Source organism: Bacillus sp. 17RED48 (assembly GCF_019837545.1).
Classification (GTDB): Bacteria; Bacillota; Bacilli; order Bacillales; family Bacillaceae_G; genus Bacillus_A; species Bacillus_A wiedmannii.
Map to the genome: position 1 here is coordinate 326,870 of NZ_JADAXG010000002.1, position 16,171 is coordinate 343,040.

Consider the following 16,171-nt stretch of genomic DNA (forward strand, 5'->3'; position numbering starts at 1 on the left):
AAGTACAACTTTGCACGAAGGAGTGTCTCTATTGCTTCTCTTTTTATGTAACGTATCGTTCTTTTTCATCTTATTTTTACTATCACTTAAATTGCTCGGTAAATCTGCTTTAGCACAACTAACGCCTCATGATTTTGGGGCTATTATCTTTTTATCTTATTTAGCTTTTCAGGCCATACCAGTCTCTGGTGCTTTGCAAGCTTTTCTCGGTATGGTCGTTATTACATGTTTACATTTGCTTCTTACAAAATTAAGCTTACTAAACAAACTAAATCGTTTTATTCTTGGACACCCCATTATTTTAATTAAACATGGTGACATTATTTTTGAGAACTTACAAAAAAGTAGATATCCAATTGCTGAACTACTGTCTAACCTTCGCGTTGCAGGATACCCAAGTGTTCACGAAATTGAATATGCTATTTTAGAAGCGAACGGAGCCATTAGCATTTTACCAAAGCGTGAACTTGTACCATTAACTCCAAAAGATTTGAACATAGATGTTACGTATGCTGGATTACCAATTGCTCTTATTGTTGATTCGCAAATTCAATACGATAACTTAAAGTTAATTCATAAGGACAAAAAATGGTTATATAAAGAATTAAAAGAAAAAGGCATCACTAATATTAAAAGCGTTGCTTTCGCGTCTGTTCAAGAAACAGATGGATCTTTTGCAATTAGTTTAAAAGAGTAAAAAAATCCCCTTACTTGCTCAAGGGGATTTTCTTCATTATATCGCTTCTTTCTTTCCTGTCATATTTAACGGAACAGGATGTTTCATACGATTCATCGTAAATACGATAATCGCTGTCAATACTTCAGCTACTGGCATAACGAGCCAAATTCCATTTATCCCAAATAATTTTGGCATAATCCATAATAATGGAATAATAAATAGTAACCCTCGGCTCATTATAATAAGCACTGATTTTGTCGTTTGTCGCACTGATTGGAAGTACTCTCCATACACAATGTTATAGCCTAAAAATACATATTGGATAAAGAACAAGCTAATACCCGTTAATGTTAACTCCAATAACTCTGGAGATTGGACATCAAATAGACCAATAATATATTTCCCGAAGAATAATCCGATAACTATTGCAATACCACCGAGTACTACCGCAATTTTTACAGCGAACTTTAATCCTTCACGCAATCTTTCTGATAAATTTGCCCCGTAATGGAAACTAGCGATCGGTTGTAACGCTGCTCCAACACCGAAGAATAGTAGTAATGTCATCGCATGAATACTGTTCACCATCGCATAAGAAGCGACTCCTACTTCTCCTGCATATTGAACGAATGCAATGTTAAAACCGATTGTTACAATTGCAACTGTGCTTTCTGCTGTAAAGCTCGGGAAACCAATTACCATAATTTGTTTAACTGTATCCCATTCAAAATGGAATTTCGTCCATTTTAAAATACTACTTTTTCTAAAGAAGTGAGTTAATAATACAAGGAAACCAATCGCTGCTGAAAGAATAGTTGCTGAGGCAGCACCTGTTACGCCCCATCCAAAGATGAAAATAAAGATATAGTCAAACACTATATTTAATACAGCCGTTACAACTAGACCTGCCATTGCTAAATTAGGATTTCCGTCATTTCGTATAAATGTACTTAAAATATTTTCTAAAACGTATATCATTCCAAATGTTAATAATACGTGTAAATAGTCTAAAGCATACGGTAAAATCACTTCGTTTGCACCAAATAAGTATGCTAAATCTTCTATTCTCCATAAGCAAATCGCTGCTAAAACACCTACGATAATTACTGCTACCGTCATGGATTGAGTAAAAATAGACCTTGCTCTTTCTAATTTATTTTCACCTAGTGCAATGGAATATAACGTTGCTCCGCCCATTCCAATCCATAATGAAATAGAGAAGAAAATTGAAAACGCTGGAATAGCCACGTTTACTCCTGCTAATCCGTTCGCTCCAACTCCCCGACTAATCATAACCGCATCAATCACAATATTAACTGACATTAATACCATTCCAAGAACAGCTGGTATTAAATAAGAAATAAATAAACTTTTTATTGGTTTTTCTCTTAATTTTTCTGTTGTTTCCATCATATAAATGCTCCTTTTTCAATGCTCTGTTCATAGTTTAAACCTTCAAGTTACTTGAAGGTCAATAGAGAATTAAAAAATAGGTAACTGAATTATCGTGTTTGATGCCAGTTTGTAATGATACGAGTCCTACATCTTATTGCTTTGTTTTTTCATTATAGGAATTTGAATTTCTGTTACTTGCTCCTCTGGATTTTCTGTTACAGACCAATCAATCAACCCAATCTCAATCGAATCTCCATTCACTTCGTAACCTTCTTTATCAATGTATGAAAGTAACTCCCTATACGTTGCATCTGTTTCTTCATATGGTCCATGGTGATAAGAACAAGCAAATAAACTTTCTTTAATTTCATCTGAAGTATGCACTTCATACGGCATATAATCCAAAAGAATAAACACACTGCTATATGCTTGAAATTCATTTTGCATGAATGCTTTTTTGGAAATTGTCACACCTATATCTCCTGAAAATAGACTATCATCCATTTGCTTCATATTTTTTTGAAGCGAATGAATATAGTAATCAAACATATCATCTGTCGTATTCGGCGCCACTGCAATCGCTGTTATTTTTCTTTTCGGTATCTTTTTAATAACAATTCGATCGGTTTCTGCTTTTGTCGCCTTCTTTATTAAATGAATTCTATGTTCCATTTTCGCCAAAGCATACTCAATGTCTCTTTGTTTTTTCAACATCATTTCTTGTTGTTTTTCCAGTAAATTGAGTGCGTATGCTGGATTTCTTTCATCAATATATTTCTTAATTTCCTTTAATGGAATATTTAATTGGCGTAAAAATTTAATCGTATCTAATAGTGAAAATTGATCGATTGTATAATAGCGATAATTTGTTTGCGGGTCCACAATAGACGGATGAAAAATCCCCTTTTCATCATAATAGCGTAAAGTAGATTCCGCTATATTATGCATTTTTGCCATTTCTCCAATTGTAAAACGTTTATTTAATAACATATATCCTTCTCCAATTCATAAAAAATGTAGCCTTATTTCTTCTTATTATATAGTGGTTCCCTCCATACCTAAATCGAATCCTATCATGAAAATCTGCTATTTTTTCATTGATTTTTCATACATTTTATTATATATTAATTACAGGTTCAAATTACGAGTTCAAAAGAACTCGTAATCAGACCCTTTGTTTAATGTGTTTTACATATTTTCATTAGGCAAATTCCGAGAAATCGTATGATAAAAATAAAAATGATGAGGAGAGGATCCGATGGATTTCGAATTTTTCTTTCAAATTGCACTTATTTTATTAAGTACAAAGCTTGCTGGTGATCTTAGTGTTAGACTAGGTCAACCTTCTGTACTAGGTAAATTAATTGTCGGTATCGTTATCGGTCCAGCTATATTAGGTTGGATTGAAAATTCAGAGCTTCTAACACAATTAAGTAATGTCGGTGTTATTCTTTTAATGTTTATGGCAGGACTTGAAACAGACTTAGAGGAATTAAACGCAAATCGTAATTCTTCTTTAGCAGTTGCACTTGGAGGTATCCTTCTTCCATTCGTAGGTGGTTACGTTTCTGGTCTTGTTATGGGAATGGAACAAGGAAATGCTGTATTTTTAGGATTACTTCTATGTGCGACAAGTGTTAGTATTTCCGTACAAACACTTCGTGATTTAGGAAAGATGAAAACACGTGAAAGTACAACTATGCTTGGCGCAGCTGTATTTGATGACATTCTTGTTGTTATTTTATTAGCATTTGCAATGAGCTTCTTAGGTACAGACGATGTTAACTTAACAATGGTTATCTTGAAGAAAGTTGTATTCTTCGCTTCTATTATTTTAATCGGATGGAAAGGTGTTCCTGCAATCATGCGCTGGTTATCACCACTGCGCGTATCTGAGTCTATCGTAAGTGCGGCTCTTATCATCTGTTTCTCATTCGCATATTTCGGTGAATTATTAGGAATTGCTGGTATTATCGGTGCTTTCGCAGCTGGTATCGCTATTTCTCAAACGAACTACAAACATGAAGTAGAAAAGAAAGTAGAACCAATCGCTTACGCTATGTTCGTTCCAGTGTTCTTCGTTAGTATCGGTATGAATATTACATTTGACGGTATTGGCAATCAAATTTGGTTCATCCTAGCATTAACAGTAATCGCTGTATTAACGAAACTAATTGGTTGTGGATTCGGTGCACGAATGACTGGATTTGACGCTAAGTCTTCTGCCATTATCGGGGCTGGAATGGTTTCTCGTGGTGAAGTTGCACTTATCATCGCAGGAACAGGACTGTCTTCAGGTCTTTTAGCACAAGATTACTTTACAGCTATCGTTATCGTCGTTATTTTAACTACAATGATTACACCACCAATGTTAAAATACACTTTTGGTGCTAAAGATAAAGCAATGAAAGCAAGTAAATAAGCTTTCTACAATAAAAAGAGATTACTATCTTATAAGATAGTAATCTCTTTTTTCATTTTATCTTTAAACAATCTCGTTCTTTTTTAACCCTTTTTCAAAAATAATTCGTGCTTCTTCATCATCCATATCATTACTAAATGAATACACCATAATGCCGTAATCATCTATATATTCACCTAGTTTCATTTCCTCCACTTTTTTATAAAAATCGTCTGCCTCGAAGTGCAGAATATAAGCATCCCAAACTGGTTCATTTATTCTTTTGTACGCCGTCACTTCTAAATCATATCCATCTTCATAATATCCGATGTGATAATGTTGACTAGGATCATATTTCTTCATAAAAATTCCCCTCCCTTTGAAAATGTATCATATTTCACATAATAAACAAAAGCGAGCCGTATTACGACTCGCTTCGTTCATTAAATGCGTTCCATCGCTGTCTTCAACGTTCCAACAACAAAGGCGATTTCTTCACTTGAAATAACAAGTGGTGGTGCTAACGTTAAGACGTTATTATATCCTGCTGTTGTCATGCCGTTTCGTCCTATAATTAACCCTTTTTCTTTACAAGCATTTACAACACTTGCAATTTTGTCGTTATCAATTGGCTCTTTCGTCTCTTTATCATTTACTAGTTCAATTCCAACTAGTAGACCTTTCCCTCTAATATTCCCAACAAGTGGATGCTCTCCAATTTCTTCTTTTAATTGCTCTAATAAAAGCGAGCCCATTTGTGCAGACCGCTCAATTAAATTTTCATTTTCCATAATCTCCAAGTTTTTAAGCGCTAATGCACAAGCCGCAGGATTTCCACCAAATGTATTAATATGACGGAAGAATTCATATTCTCCCTTCCCTTTAAATGCTTCATATATTTCTCTTTTCACAGCTGTCGCTGATAACGGTAAATATGCACTCGTAATCCCTTTTGCCATCGTAATAATATCCGGCTGAACGTCATAATTCATAAATCCAAATGCTTTTCCTGTACGTCCGAAACCGCAAATTACTTCATCGCTAATGAGAAGTGCACCGTGTTTTTGACACGTTTCATGAATAGCTTTCATATAGTCTTGTGGCGGCATTAAAATGCCTCCGCCCGTAATAATTGGTTCCATAATAAAAGCTGCAATCGTTTCACTTAATTCCCATGTCATAACGCGATCTACTTCTTTTACACATTCTACATCATAAATGTTCTCTCTTTCTATTTCAGGCATACGATAACAATCTGGCGGTGTTACATGTAAAAATCCTGAAGCAAATGGCTCATATTGATATCTACGCTGTGCTTGTCCCGTCGCTGCCATCGTTGCCATTGTATTTCCATGATACCCACGGTAACGTGACATAAATTTATAACGATGCGGTTCACCTTTTTGAGCATAGTATTGCCTTGCTATTTTAAAAGCCGTTTCGTTCGCTTCCGAGCCACTATTAGAGAAGAAAATAACATACTCCCCTCCAAGCCACTCATTTAATTTTTCTGCAAGCTTTATAGCCGGTTCATGCGATTGTGACATCGGAAAGTATGATAATGTTTGTAATTGCTTATAAGCCGCCTCTGCAAGCTCTTTTCTTCCGTATCCACTATTCACACACCAAAGACCACTCATACCATCTAAATATCTTTTCCCTTCTATATCTTCAACCCAGCACCCTTCTGCTTTTGCCCCTACCATTGTACTATTTGGACTAAAGGGACGCATTCCGTGCCAAACATATTGCTCATCTTTTGCTAATAATTCATCAGTCTGTTTCGTTTTCATCATTTCTTCCACCTTCCATAACAACTTATTTTTCACAAAAGCTGCGCTGGTGCCATGATGATTTAAATTTCTCCCTGCTTATTTTCATTCCACAAAATTAAGACAAAATCCTACTTACAATACAGTAATATTTACAAGAAAAAGGAGCTTTTCTTATATATCGAAAAGCCCCTCTTTTTTTAATGCGACGATGCATCACTAACACCATGACCTGTATTAGATTTTACAAGAATCTCATCAAATTTCGCAGCATCTTCTTTCTTACTAGATAAAACTGTTCCTAAATATGCTGCAAGGAATCCAAGCGGAATTGAAATAATTCCAGGTGTCGTATATGGGAAAATCGCTTCCCCCACAAATATAGCTTTTCCAGCTACAGGGTTCCAAACATTTGGACTTAATGCTACGAGAACAATTGCTGATACAAGACCAACGACCATACCCGAAATAGCACCTGTTGTATTGAAGCGCTTCCAATATATTGTGAATAATATAACTGGTAGATTTGCACTCGCTGCAACTGCGAATGCTAATGAAACTAAAAATGCTACGTTCAATGTTTGAGCAAATAACGCTAGTATAATGGATAATACCGCTACCCCAATAGACGCATAGCGAGCCATTGAAACTTGCTCTTTTTCCGTTGATTTCCCCTTGCGAATAATTTCATTATAAAAATCATGTGCAAATGCTGATGCTGCTGTTAATACAAGGCCTGCCACTACAGCTAAAATAGTTGCAAAGGCAATTGCTGAAACGAAAGCAAATAAGAAATCTCCACCTAACGCTTTAGCTAATAAAGGTGCTGCCATATTACCAGCAGGGTTTGCTTTCATAATTGCCTCATTCCCTACAAATGCTGCTGCCCCAAATCCTAAAAAGATTGTCATAATATAAAATGCGCCAATTAACCACGTAGCGTACACAACAGATTGCCGTGCCGTTTTTGCATCACGTACTGTAAAAAAGCGAACAAGAATATGGGGTAATCCGGCAGTACCAAGAACTAGTCCTAAATTTAAAGACAGTGTATCAAGACCATCCTTATACTTTACTCCTGGATTTAAAAACGAATCTTTTAACGGAGTAGCAGTTTTCATTTGCGCGAACATTTCAGTCACACTAAAATTAAATTTTGAGAAAACGATAACAGAAATAATAAATGTACCAGCCATAAGTAGTACAGCCTTAACGATTTGTACCCAACTCGTCGCAGTCATTCCGCCAAAAATAACGTACACTGTCATTAATGTACCAACGATTAAAACTGATGTCGTATATTCGATCCCTAATAATAATTTAATAAGTGCACCAGCCCCAACTAATTGTGCAATCATATAAAAAATCGAAATCGTCATTGTATTAAGCGCTGCAACGCCGCGAACTTTTTTCGCATCAAAACGTGCCGCAATCATATCCGCTAACGTGTACTTCCCTAAATTTCTAAGCGGTTCTGCAACAAGGTATAGAACAACTAAATAAGCAACTAAAAAGCCGATACTATAAAAGAACCCATCAAACCCAGTTAATGCGATCGCTCCGGCTATACCAAGAAATGACGCAGCAGACATGTAATCTCCCGCAATGGCCAGACCATTTTGCCAACCAGTTAATCCTCCTCCAGCTGTATAAAACTCACTTGCATTTTTTGTTTTCTTTGATGCAAAATAAGTTATGACGAGTGTACCAAGAACGATGATTAAAAATAGTGCAAAAGCGGTTATATTCAAAGTCAGCCCCTCCCTTTTTGCATATCTTGTAGAATTTTTTGCGAGATTTCATCAAAGGATTCTGCTTTTTTGCTATAAATCATACATAATGACCACGTCATGATAAATTGCGCAAATGCAAACACCCATGCCCACGTAACATCCCCAAATGCTGGTGTATTGAGTACCTTTGAATACGATGTTAAAATAGGTAATGCAATAAAAAAGCTTAAAAAGAAAATACTCATCGGAACGATAAACTTCTTTTTCGTATTTAATAGCAATTGAAATTCTTCTGACTGAACAACCTCTGTATAATTCACTTCATTTTGTAACTTACGTGCTGACGTATCATCTCTTTTCATTCCCATTCCCCTCTCTTACTGAAAATACAATTCCCCCTTGCATACCTAAAGGCTGAATTTTATAAATATTCAGAAACTTATTTCCATTTTAGACAATCCATACATTCCTGCAAAGATTTTTCGATAGACATTTTTCGGCAATTTCCCCTAAATTTTTAATATACTTTTTCAACATAAAAATTACGTACTTCAATCTCATACCAGTCAAGATTTGATGCCCATTAAAACAGAATAAAAAAGTAGTGCTTATCGCACTACTTCTGTCTTTTTCTCTTTTTCTAAATTACGAGCTGTTTCGCTTAATTCAACGTCCTTTCCATCTTTAAGCGTTCCAAATATGAAATCGAATACGGGATTTGAAACACCAAACCAAAACTTTTCATTTTTATAATGGTGTAATATGTGCTGTTTTTTGAGCCATCGTCCAAACTTAGTGAACGGACGAATTGGCTTATGTGCAATATAATGTTTCCATTCATAAACGAGAAGCATAATAATCATTCCAATTCCGAATGAAAGTGTAATAGTAACACTTTTTGTTATAGCGTATGATATAAGTAAATATATAGTAAAACTAGGTATACTAAACCATACAGGCAAAAATAATAGTTTTAAATCATCTGGATATACGTGATGATCATAATGTAATCTTCTTAACATTTTTAATAAAAATACGTTTTTAGGTGGCTTTAAGTGAAATAAAAATCGATGTGTCATATATTCGTTAAGCGTATAAAAAACAATCCCAAACAAACACGCGAACATACCGATCCATGTGAAAAATTGCATTTTTAAAATAATGATAAAAACAAATAAAATACTATACATAATAACGATATCATGTTGTAAAAAGAACTCTTTCCCCACTCTCTTCATCTTCCTTCCCCCTTTTCCAAAAAAACAGCCGCAACATATCGTTACGACTATTTCTTTTATTTTTTATTTTATTCTATTCACTTTACAAATTTGCCTGCTGCTCTATTGTCGAGAAAAAATTGTTCGATCCAAATATATTTTGCTTTGGAATAATATGTTCCACCGCAAACACTGTTACTTCTCCTCTTTGTACCTCTCCAATAATGAGCCCAAATATTTCATGATTTACCGCAAACGTCGGTTGCTTTGTTTGTAGTAATCTTGCTGCAGTATGAAATACCGCTTCATATAGTGGATTCCTATCAGTAATTTCTTTTCGGATTTTTGGTGCTAACGTAATAATAATTTCTTTTCCGTCAATAGTGGTTCGATACATAAAAATCTCCCCTTCAATCTTATGTGAACAACTGTAAAGCTTTGTATGCAAAATGGATAGAATATCCTACTAAAATAATACCTGCTCCGGCTGTTATATAGCCAAGTGCTTTTTGCTTTAATAAAGTTCTGCCAAAATGGACAGAAAAAGCAATATTTAAATTCCATAAAATAATGCCAACGATAATACAAAGACTGTACAAAAATGCTTCTTGTTTCGTTACCTTCGTAAGCAATGAGCTAAGTGTACTTCCGTATATACCAAACCAAAAAACAAGATTTAATGGATTGGATATCGCAATTAAAAAACCTGCCATAAACGATTGTTTCAGGCCACCTACCTCTTCCTTTTTATATTCCATATTCGTGTGGGAAATTCCTTGTTTTACACTTTGAAATCCTAAATAAAATAATAAGAAAAACCCTGTGCAATACATAAAAGCTTGTACATATGTATACATAAACACAGAAGATAAACCGAAGTAGATGAGAAGCATAAACAAAATATCTGCAGTCATCCCACCAATTCCAACAACCCACGCATGCCAAAAACCTCGTTCAATTCCTCGTTTTAACATTTCAATATTAATCGGACCTACTGGCGCAGCTAATGAAATACCTAATACAATTTGTTGTATAATCGCTCCAAACATCGCTCTATCCTTTCTACTTCCTTTACTATTAAGTAATGTTGTAATGATTAAAAATAGACTAGCTTTCATCAAAATATTTACTACTAAAATACCCTTTTTTATCCAAAATATACAAAAGAGCCATCTGGATGATGGCTCTTACTTTTCTAACTTATGAAGAAAAGGACATTTTCCTTTTACCACCTCTACATCGTCTCCTATGAAGTATTGTTTCCATTCGCGATGATCTGGATCACCATAATGACTAATATTAGGATGTTTCGGCAGCTGATCCCACTTTTCAACTCGATCTCGGACCGTTTGTCTTGAATATGCTCCTTTAGGGCGATCCCCTTCTAATCCATCAAAGATGGTGCGTGGTTGAAACCCAATAACGAGAGAATTTCCTAAATGCCTAGTTTTTCTTTGTTTATAAGCTGGCGCATTTCCAAATGCGAATATCGGTTCACCACCAAATGAAAATTCCCATAAGTAATGGTCTGGGTCTTCCGGAATTTGCTTCGGCCATGTTTGATCATCGTTTTCATGTAAATATTGTAGTACTTTCCAAAAGTAATCACGATAATATTCCAGTGATTGTTCCTCACATTCCGGTTCCACAAAAAGAAAGAACCCTCTTCTTACAATTGGGCGCTCTTTCATTAACTCTAAAAAAGATAACATTGTATGTGGCAAATGACTCCAATCATTATGAGAGAGAAATGAATAACGAAGTTCATTCTTTTTTAAAGCTGTTAAGCCGAAATAACACGGGAAAGTTGGTTCTAGCACGACACTCGAAAAATTTTGAAATTCTTTTGTAACCCAATTTGGTATGTCAGTTCTCGTTCTCATTCCTTCATTATCTAATAAATAAGACTCATTCATTCTTTCTTTCACCTCATTATGTATAGCATTCAATTAAGAATATTACATACTCGGCCTGTCCTATACCTATTTAAAAATTCGGCTGGAAAATTATTTAAAAATACAAAAAAATAAAATCGCTTACTTGACTAATTTCTACCAATTCGTGTATATTTAAATTAATCATTTAGCAGAATATTCAAGATTATAGCATTTTTAGTTTATATTATCTTTCAAATGAATTTCACTAAATGAAAAAAGCAAATGTTTTTAGGAGGAATTGTAGCATGCAAGGAAAAGTAAAATGGTTTAACAACGAAAAAGGTTTTGGATTTATCGAAATGGAAGGCGCTGACGATGTATTCGTACATTTCTCTGCTATTCAAGGTGACGGCTACAAAGCTTTAGAAGAAGGTCAAGAAGTATCTTTCGATATCACTGAAGGAAACCGCGGACCTCAAGCTGCTAACGTAGTAAAACTTTAATCCAACATATAACAGGAGGTTACCTTACTTGGTAACCTCCTTTGTTATTCCTTTGTATATTTCCGTTTTACAGAGCAAAAACTATGTGAAATGCGCAATATACAAAGGAGGAAGTAATAATGGGATCAGAAGTAAATGATTTTGAAGAAGTGAAATTCCGTGTAGAAACAGCACAAAAAATGGTAGGATCAGCGACAATTTCAATGGATCCAGATACATTAGAGCATGCAACTACTGCTGTAGAAGCCGCTCGCTCTCAGCTTGAAATTATGAAATCTGTTGCGACAGATTTAGATGAGCCATTTTTAATGAATGAGGAAAAGAAATTAAGTAAATGCGAGCATCAATTAAATGAAGCAAGACACTAAAAAACATCCAGAGAATTTTCTCTGGATGTTTTTTCATGATAACTGTTCTCCATACTTTTTCAATGTTTCTCCAACTGTACATTGTCGTATACAAAAGGAATGAGCATAATACTTACTATTTGTCTTTCGATTATGTTCTCGCAAAAAACATCCTTCACAATACGTTTCTAATAAGTCATTTACCTCTGTAATGAGTTGCTTTTTATCCAACTTTGCACCTCTCTATTCGGTTATTTCTTTATGACTATCAATGACTGTTCCTTCTAATGCTTGCGTAGCTAATTGATGCGCTTCTTTATTTTGTTTTCTAGATATCGGCTCACATACAAGTTTTAATTTCATTTGCTTCGCTTTTTGTTCAATTTGATCTAAATAATGATTTAAATGCTCATCATAACACGGCCATTCTCCAGCCAATTGCTGCAGTACAACTTGAGAATCGCCGCGAAGTGTAACTGCTTCATACTTAATTCCTAATTCCTCGAGTATATTCATGCCATATAGTAATGATGCATATTCCGCTTCATTATTATCATATATACCTTCTATATATGCATTACGGCGAATTCGGTATTTTGTATTTCCTTTTTTATAGTATACACATACACCTACTCCAGCTTCTTTCGTCTGTACATCATAACCGCCATCAAAATAAACGAGTATTTCTTGGGGCTCTTCCTCCACTTGTTTACTCAGCTTTTTCATTTCCTTTAATGACCATTCTGCATCCATTTCATCATAAAATGATAGTTCTTTCACTCTTCCTGTTTTCTCGAAATCCTCTGCAAATTGCAATGCATCTTCTATGTTCATATAATTTGTCGTTAATTCCGTCTGTAATCCGCTCTTTGTTTTATACAACCAATGGATTTTATATTTCATACTAGATTCCCCTTATATAAGATTTCTTATATGTAGTCAGCTAATGAAAGCCTCACTTTATTTTATTATATTGTATCAAGAGTCACAGCATTATATTCAATTTGCTTACATACAAAAAGAGCTATCCCTATAGGAATAGCTCTTTCATCTATTGCATAAATCTTTCAAATTGTACTCGTTTATTAATCCAGTACATTACAGGCATACCAATCGCCATGACAACAAATTCACCGATTGCACATGTTAACCAAGTCAACATAAATGGTAAATCAAATGCAAGATGAAGTTCAATTGCAATCATAAACATTGTAATTGTAAAAATAACTGTATTAAAAATCATACGAGCCCAAACACCTTTAATAAATCGCATAGAAATAATCGTTGCAACTAATGCAAGAATAGATTGCCCTACTCCAAATACTAAATCGTAAGCGATCATAGGTGAGAAAAAGAGATTTGTTAAAAATACACCTAATACAATTCCGTAAATTGCTTTCTTATTAAATACAACAAGATGATTAAACATCTCTGAAATACGAAACTGTACATTCGTAAAGCCAAATGGCTGAATCAGCATAGAAACAGCAATATATAATGCCGCTAAAATACCATTACCGACTAATGTTCTAATATTCATGACAAAATCTCCTTAGTTTTTTTACGTGGGATGGTTTCGAACCACGTTATTCGTTTTTTAAGCAACAAGATTATATTCTACGCAATACACACTCTTTCGTCAATAGATCCCTATCATTAACTACCTTTTTTCTTTTGGACAACGTATAATAAAACATATGAAAGTTTTAGGAGGTTTCACTTCATGACAGCAACAATTCAAAATGAAAAAGTGATCGTTTCCATTTCTGACAATGGTGCAGAATTACAAAGCGTTCGCTTAAAAGAAGATAACACTGAATACTTATGGCAAGGCGATTCTACTTATTGGGGGCGCCGCGCACCAATTTTATTCCCAATTGTCGGCCGATTAGTAGATAATACATACTACGTAGATGGTAAACCATATTCTTTAACACAGCACGGCTTTGCTCGTGATCTTACATTCTCTGTAAAAGAACAAAGTGAAACAAAAATCACTTACATTGTTACTAGTAATGAAGAGACATTAAAAAAATACCCATACGAATTCGAATTACTCGTTTCTTATGAACTAGATGAACAAATCGTTCATGTAACATATGAAGTAAATAATCCTGCTTCAAAAGAGATGTTCTTCTCAATCGGAGCACACCCTGGTTTCAACTTCCCCTTATTAGAGGGCGAATCATTTACAGATTATCATTTATCATTTAATGATTCTGAACGCTTAGAAACAAGCGTATTAGAAGGACCTTACCTTTCAAGTAAAAAACAATTAATTGCTGAAAATACGAATGAATTACCACTTACATACGATTTATTCAAAAATGATGCGCTTATTTTTGAAAATATGAATACGGATGAAATCTCTATTCGTTCTCATAAACATAATAAATTTGTAAAAGTAGAATTTGATGGATTCCCATTTGTTGGCGTGTGGACACCAGGCGAGAACGCACCTTTCTTATGTATTGAACCTTGGTACGGTATTGCTGATGAAGTAAATCCAGCAAAAGATTTCAAGGAAAAAAAAGGAATTCAATCTTTACAAGCGAATGAAACATTTACATGTCGTTATAGTATTACAATCGGCTAAGTTACTCTATCCCCTACTTCAAGGAAACATATAAGTAGGGGATCATCTTATAATATGGAGGTTTCTCATTTTGATTGAAGTATATATTGATGGTGCATCAAAAGGAAATCCTGGTCCTTCTGGTGCAGGCGTGTTTATTAAAGGGGTGCAACCAGCTGTACAATTATCACTGCCCCTTGGGAGAATGTCCAATCATGAAGCAGAATACCACGCTTTACTTGCGGCATTAAAATATTGCACGGAGCATAATTATAACATTGTCTCTTTTCGTACAGATTCGCAACTTGTCGAGCGAGCTGTTGAAAAAGAATACGCAAAAAATAAAATGTTTGCACCACTATTAGAGGAAGCATTACAGTACATAAAAAGTTTTGATCTCTTTTTTATTAAGTGGATTCCAAGTAGTCAAAATAAAGTTGCTGATGAATTAGCTAGAAAAGCTATCTTACAAAATTAACGGGGGGATGAGTGTGAAAAAAGATTGGATTGCTCCTCTTGCGTTATTATTCGTCTCTTTTATTTGGGGAGCTACATTTGTTGTCGTTCAAAATGCTATGTCTTTCGTTGGTCCATTTACTTTTAATGGTATTCGCTTTTTATTCGCTGGAATTATTTTATTATTCGTTCAAATGATTTTCTCAAAAAAATCTTCAAAACAAGATATAAAACAGAGTAGCCTCGCTGGATTAATCGTTGGATTCTTTTTATGTATTGGCTATGTATTACAAACATTCGGCTTACTTTATACAACTTCTTCAAAAGCAGGCTTCTTAACAGGGCTTAGTATCGTTATGGTACCAATTCTATCTTTTATCTTTTTAAAACAAAAAGCTACTATTTTTATCGTATTTGGTATTGCTGTAGCAACAGCAGGTTTATACTTATTAACAGCTGGTGATTCTTTTCAATTAAACATCGGCGATATACTCGTTCTCGGTTGTGCAGTTGCTTTCGCTGCTCATATTCTCGTTAACGGCTTCTTCTCTAAGAAAATATCACCTTTATTATTAAGCACGTCGCAAGTATTAGCTGTCGGTATGTTTTCTTCTATTTGCGCCTTTTTGTTTGAAGATTGGGAAAAATTATTTTCAGTAGCACTATGGACGAATTCTTCTTTTTTATTCGCTCTATTTCTAACTTCCCTATTCGCGACATCCATTGCTTTTTTCATTCAAACATCTGCACAAAAACATACGTCTCCAACGAGAGTAGCAATTATTTTCGCAATGGAGCCCGTTTTTGCTGCATTAACAGGCGTTCTCGTTGCAAACGAACAACTTTCTATTTCTGCTATTATCGGATGTCTATGTATTTTCCTAGGCATGGTTTTTGTTGAATTACCTTCCAAAACAAAAAAAGAAGCGCAGGCTGCGTGAAGTTACGCTTGTAACTTTCGCATAAAAGCCTTAGCGCTTTTTTTATCTGTAATTTCTTCTTCTTTCAATCGTTCTAATAACGCAACAAAATAACTTCCATCAAACTGTAATTGATGTTTAATTGTCGCTTCTATTGCCGCGTTCACAATACCATCAGATGCACCAGTATATCCTTGTCCGAACATAATAAATCCTTGTGCTTCCTCTGATAATTTAAATCCTTTCGTATGTAAGAATGAAAGATAATCTTCTACTGTTTGCATGTTATTCCCACC

21 protein-coding genes and 1 riboswitch are annotated in these 16,171 nt (G+C 34.7%); of the genes, 7 read left to right on the plus strand and 14 right to left on the minus strand.

The window, feature by feature from the left end; genetic code table 11:
- The first annotated feature begins 31 nt into the window (after positions 1–31).
- On the plus strand, positions 32–697 hold the full coding sequence (locus ILT06_RS08340) for a DUF421 domain-containing protein (protein WP_154131884.1): 666 nt from the start codon (positions 32–34) through the stop codon (positions 695–697).
- A 36-nt stretch (positions 698–733) separates the two neighbouring features.
- Here the strand turns inward: ILT06_RS08340 and ILT06_RS08345 are convergent, their stop codons facing one another.
- Positions 734–2,089, minus strand: a complete 1,356-nt coding sequence (locus ILT06_RS08345) for an MATE family efflux transporter (protein WP_098102217.1) — start codon at positions 2,087–2,089, stop codon at positions 734–736.
- Between the two features lie 129 nt (positions 2,090–2,218).
- Positions 2,219–3,064 (minus strand): MerR family transcriptional regulator, encoded by an 846-nt coding sequence (locus ILT06_RS08350; protein WP_088048426.1) that lies wholly within the window; start codon positions 3,062–3,064, stop codon positions 2,219–2,221.
- A gap of 268 nt (positions 3,065–3,332) precedes the next feature.
- Here ILT06_RS08350 and ILT06_RS08355 point away from each other — a divergent pair, with 268 nt between their 5' ends.
- Positions 3,333–4,496, plus strand: coding sequence for a cation:proton antiporter (locus ILT06_RS08355; RefSeq protein WP_088048425.1), 1,164 nt, complete (start codon positions 3,333–3,335; stop codon positions 4,494–4,496).
- 63 nt (positions 4,497–4,559) lie between these two features.
- Here the strand turns inward: ILT06_RS08355 and ILT06_RS08360 are convergent, their stop codons facing one another.
- The 8 genes from ILT06_RS08360 to ILT06_RS08395 all read right to left on the minus strand — a co-directional run bounded on the left by ILT06_RS08360 (position 4,560) and on the right by ILT06_RS08395 (position 11,113).
- Positions 4,560–4,838, minus strand: coding sequence for a DUF3986 family protein (locus ILT06_RS08360; RefSeq protein ID WP_088048424.1), 279 nt, complete (start codon positions 4,836–4,838; stop codon positions 4,560–4,562).
- Between the two features lie 80 nt (positions 4,839–4,918).
- Entirely contained in the window at positions 4,919–6,268 is a 1,350-nt protein-coding gene (locus tag ILT06_RS08365) for an aspartate aminotransferase family protein (protein WP_141669145.1), read from the minus strand.
- 179 nt (positions 6,269–6,447) lie between these two features.
- Positions 6,448–7,998, minus strand: a complete 1,551-nt coding sequence (locus ILT06_RS08370) for a solute symporter family protein (RefSeq protein ID WP_001027730.1) — start codon at positions 7,996–7,998, stop codon at positions 6,448–6,450.
- A gap of 2 nt (positions 7,999–8,000) precedes the next feature.
- Positions 8,001–8,342: a DUF485 domain-containing protein gene (locus ILT06_RS08375; protein ID WP_000817375.1), complete on the minus strand. Its 342-nt coding sequence runs from the start codon at positions 8,340–8,342 to the stop codon at positions 8,001–8,003.
- Between the two features lie 246 nt (positions 8,343–8,588).
- Positions 8,589–9,218 (minus strand): sterol desaturase family protein, encoded by a 630-nt coding sequence (locus ILT06_RS08380; protein WP_064476566.1) that lies wholly within the window; start codon positions 9,216–9,218, stop codon positions 8,589–8,591.
- Positions 9,219–9,300: 82 nt separating this feature from the next.
- Positions 9,301–9,594: a hypothetical protein gene (locus ILT06_RS08385; protein WP_064476567.1), complete on the minus strand. Its 294-nt coding sequence runs from the start codon at positions 9,592–9,594 to the stop codon at positions 9,301–9,303.
- Between the two features lie 19 nt (positions 9,595–9,613).
- Entirely contained in the window at positions 9,614–10,246 is a 633-nt protein-coding gene (locus ILT06_RS08390) for a LysE family transporter (RefSeq protein WP_000466561.1), read from the minus strand.
- A 138-nt stretch (positions 10,247–10,384) separates the two neighbouring features.
- On the minus strand, positions 10,385–11,113 hold the full coding sequence (locus ILT06_RS08395) for a YqcI/YcgG family protein (RefSeq protein ID WP_064476568.1): 729 nt from the start codon (positions 11,111–11,113) through the stop codon (positions 10,385–10,387).
- A gap of 266 nt (positions 11,114–11,379) precedes the next feature.
- Between ILT06_RS08395 and cspB the strand changes: the two genes are divergently transcribed.
- Together cspB and ILT06_RS08405 are read left to right on the plus strand one after the other, a co-directional pair.
- On the plus strand, positions 11,380–11,577 hold the full coding sequence (gene cspB, locus ILT06_RS08400; protein ID WP_001161731.1) for a cold shock-like protein CspB: 198 nt from the start codon (positions 11,380–11,382) through the stop codon (positions 11,575–11,577).
- A gap of 119 nt (positions 11,578–11,696) precedes the next feature.
- The gene (locus tag ILT06_RS08405; protein ID WP_000534395.1) at positions 11,697–11,945 is read left to right on the plus strand and encodes a DUF2564 family protein; all 249 of its coding nucleotides are present in this window, start codon (positions 11,697–11,699) and stop codon (positions 11,943–11,945) included.
- 33 nt (positions 11,946–11,978) lie between these two features.
- Here ILT06_RS08405 and ILT06_RS08410 read toward each other — a convergent pair whose 3' ends face one another.
- From ILT06_RS08410 to ILT06_RS08420, 3 genes are all read right to left on the minus strand, one after another.
- Positions 11,979–12,155, minus strand: a complete 177-nt coding sequence (locus tag ILT06_RS08410) for a zinc-finger domain-containing protein (RefSeq protein ID WP_000358801.1) — start codon at positions 12,153–12,155, stop codon at positions 11,979–11,981.
- Positions 12,156–12,167: 12 nt separating this feature from the next.
- A complete protein-coding gene (locus tag ILT06_RS08415) occupies positions 12,168–12,827 on the minus strand; it encodes a ribonuclease H family protein (RefSeq protein WP_222655010.1) in 660 nt (219 codons plus the stop codon).
- A 148-nt stretch (positions 12,828–12,975) separates the two neighbouring features.
- Positions 12,976–13,464, minus strand: a complete 489-nt coding sequence (locus ILT06_RS08420; RefSeq protein WP_001026468.1) for a QueT transporter family protein — start codon at positions 13,462–13,464, stop codon at positions 12,976–12,978.
- A gap of 6 nt (positions 13,465–13,470) precedes the next feature.
- A riboswitch (PreQ1 riboswitch) is annotated at positions 13,471–13,515 on the minus strand.
- Positions 13,516–13,647: 132 nt separating this feature from the next.
- Here ILT06_RS08420 and ILT06_RS08425 point away from each other — a divergent pair.
- From ILT06_RS08425 to ILT06_RS08435, 3 genes are all read left to right on the plus strand, one after another.
- The gene (locus ILT06_RS08425; protein WP_088048421.1) at positions 13,648–14,520 is read left to right on the plus strand and encodes an aldose 1-epimerase family protein; all 873 of its coding nucleotides are present in this window, start codon (positions 13,648–13,650) and stop codon (positions 14,518–14,520) included.
- A 70-nt stretch (positions 14,521–14,590) separates the two neighbouring features.
- The gene (locus ILT06_RS08430; protein ID WP_064476572.1) at positions 14,591–14,977 is read left to right on the plus strand and encodes a reverse transcriptase-like protein; all 387 of its coding nucleotides are present in this window, start codon (positions 14,591–14,593) and stop codon (positions 14,975–14,977) included.
- A gap of 13 nt (positions 14,978–14,990) precedes the next feature.
- A complete protein-coding gene (locus ILT06_RS08435; protein WP_064476573.1) occupies positions 14,991–15,896 on the plus strand; it encodes a DMT family transporter in 906 nt (301 codons plus the stop codon).
- 2 nt (positions 15,897–15,898) lie between these two features.
- Here the strand turns inward: ILT06_RS08435 and ILT06_RS08440 are convergent, their stop codons facing one another.
- Positions 15,899–16,159, minus strand: coding sequence for a DUF6123 family protein (locus ILT06_RS08440; protein WP_001195212.1), 261 nt, complete (start codon positions 16,157–16,159; stop codon positions 15,899–15,901).
- Positions 16,160–16,171 lie beyond the last annotated feature (12 nt).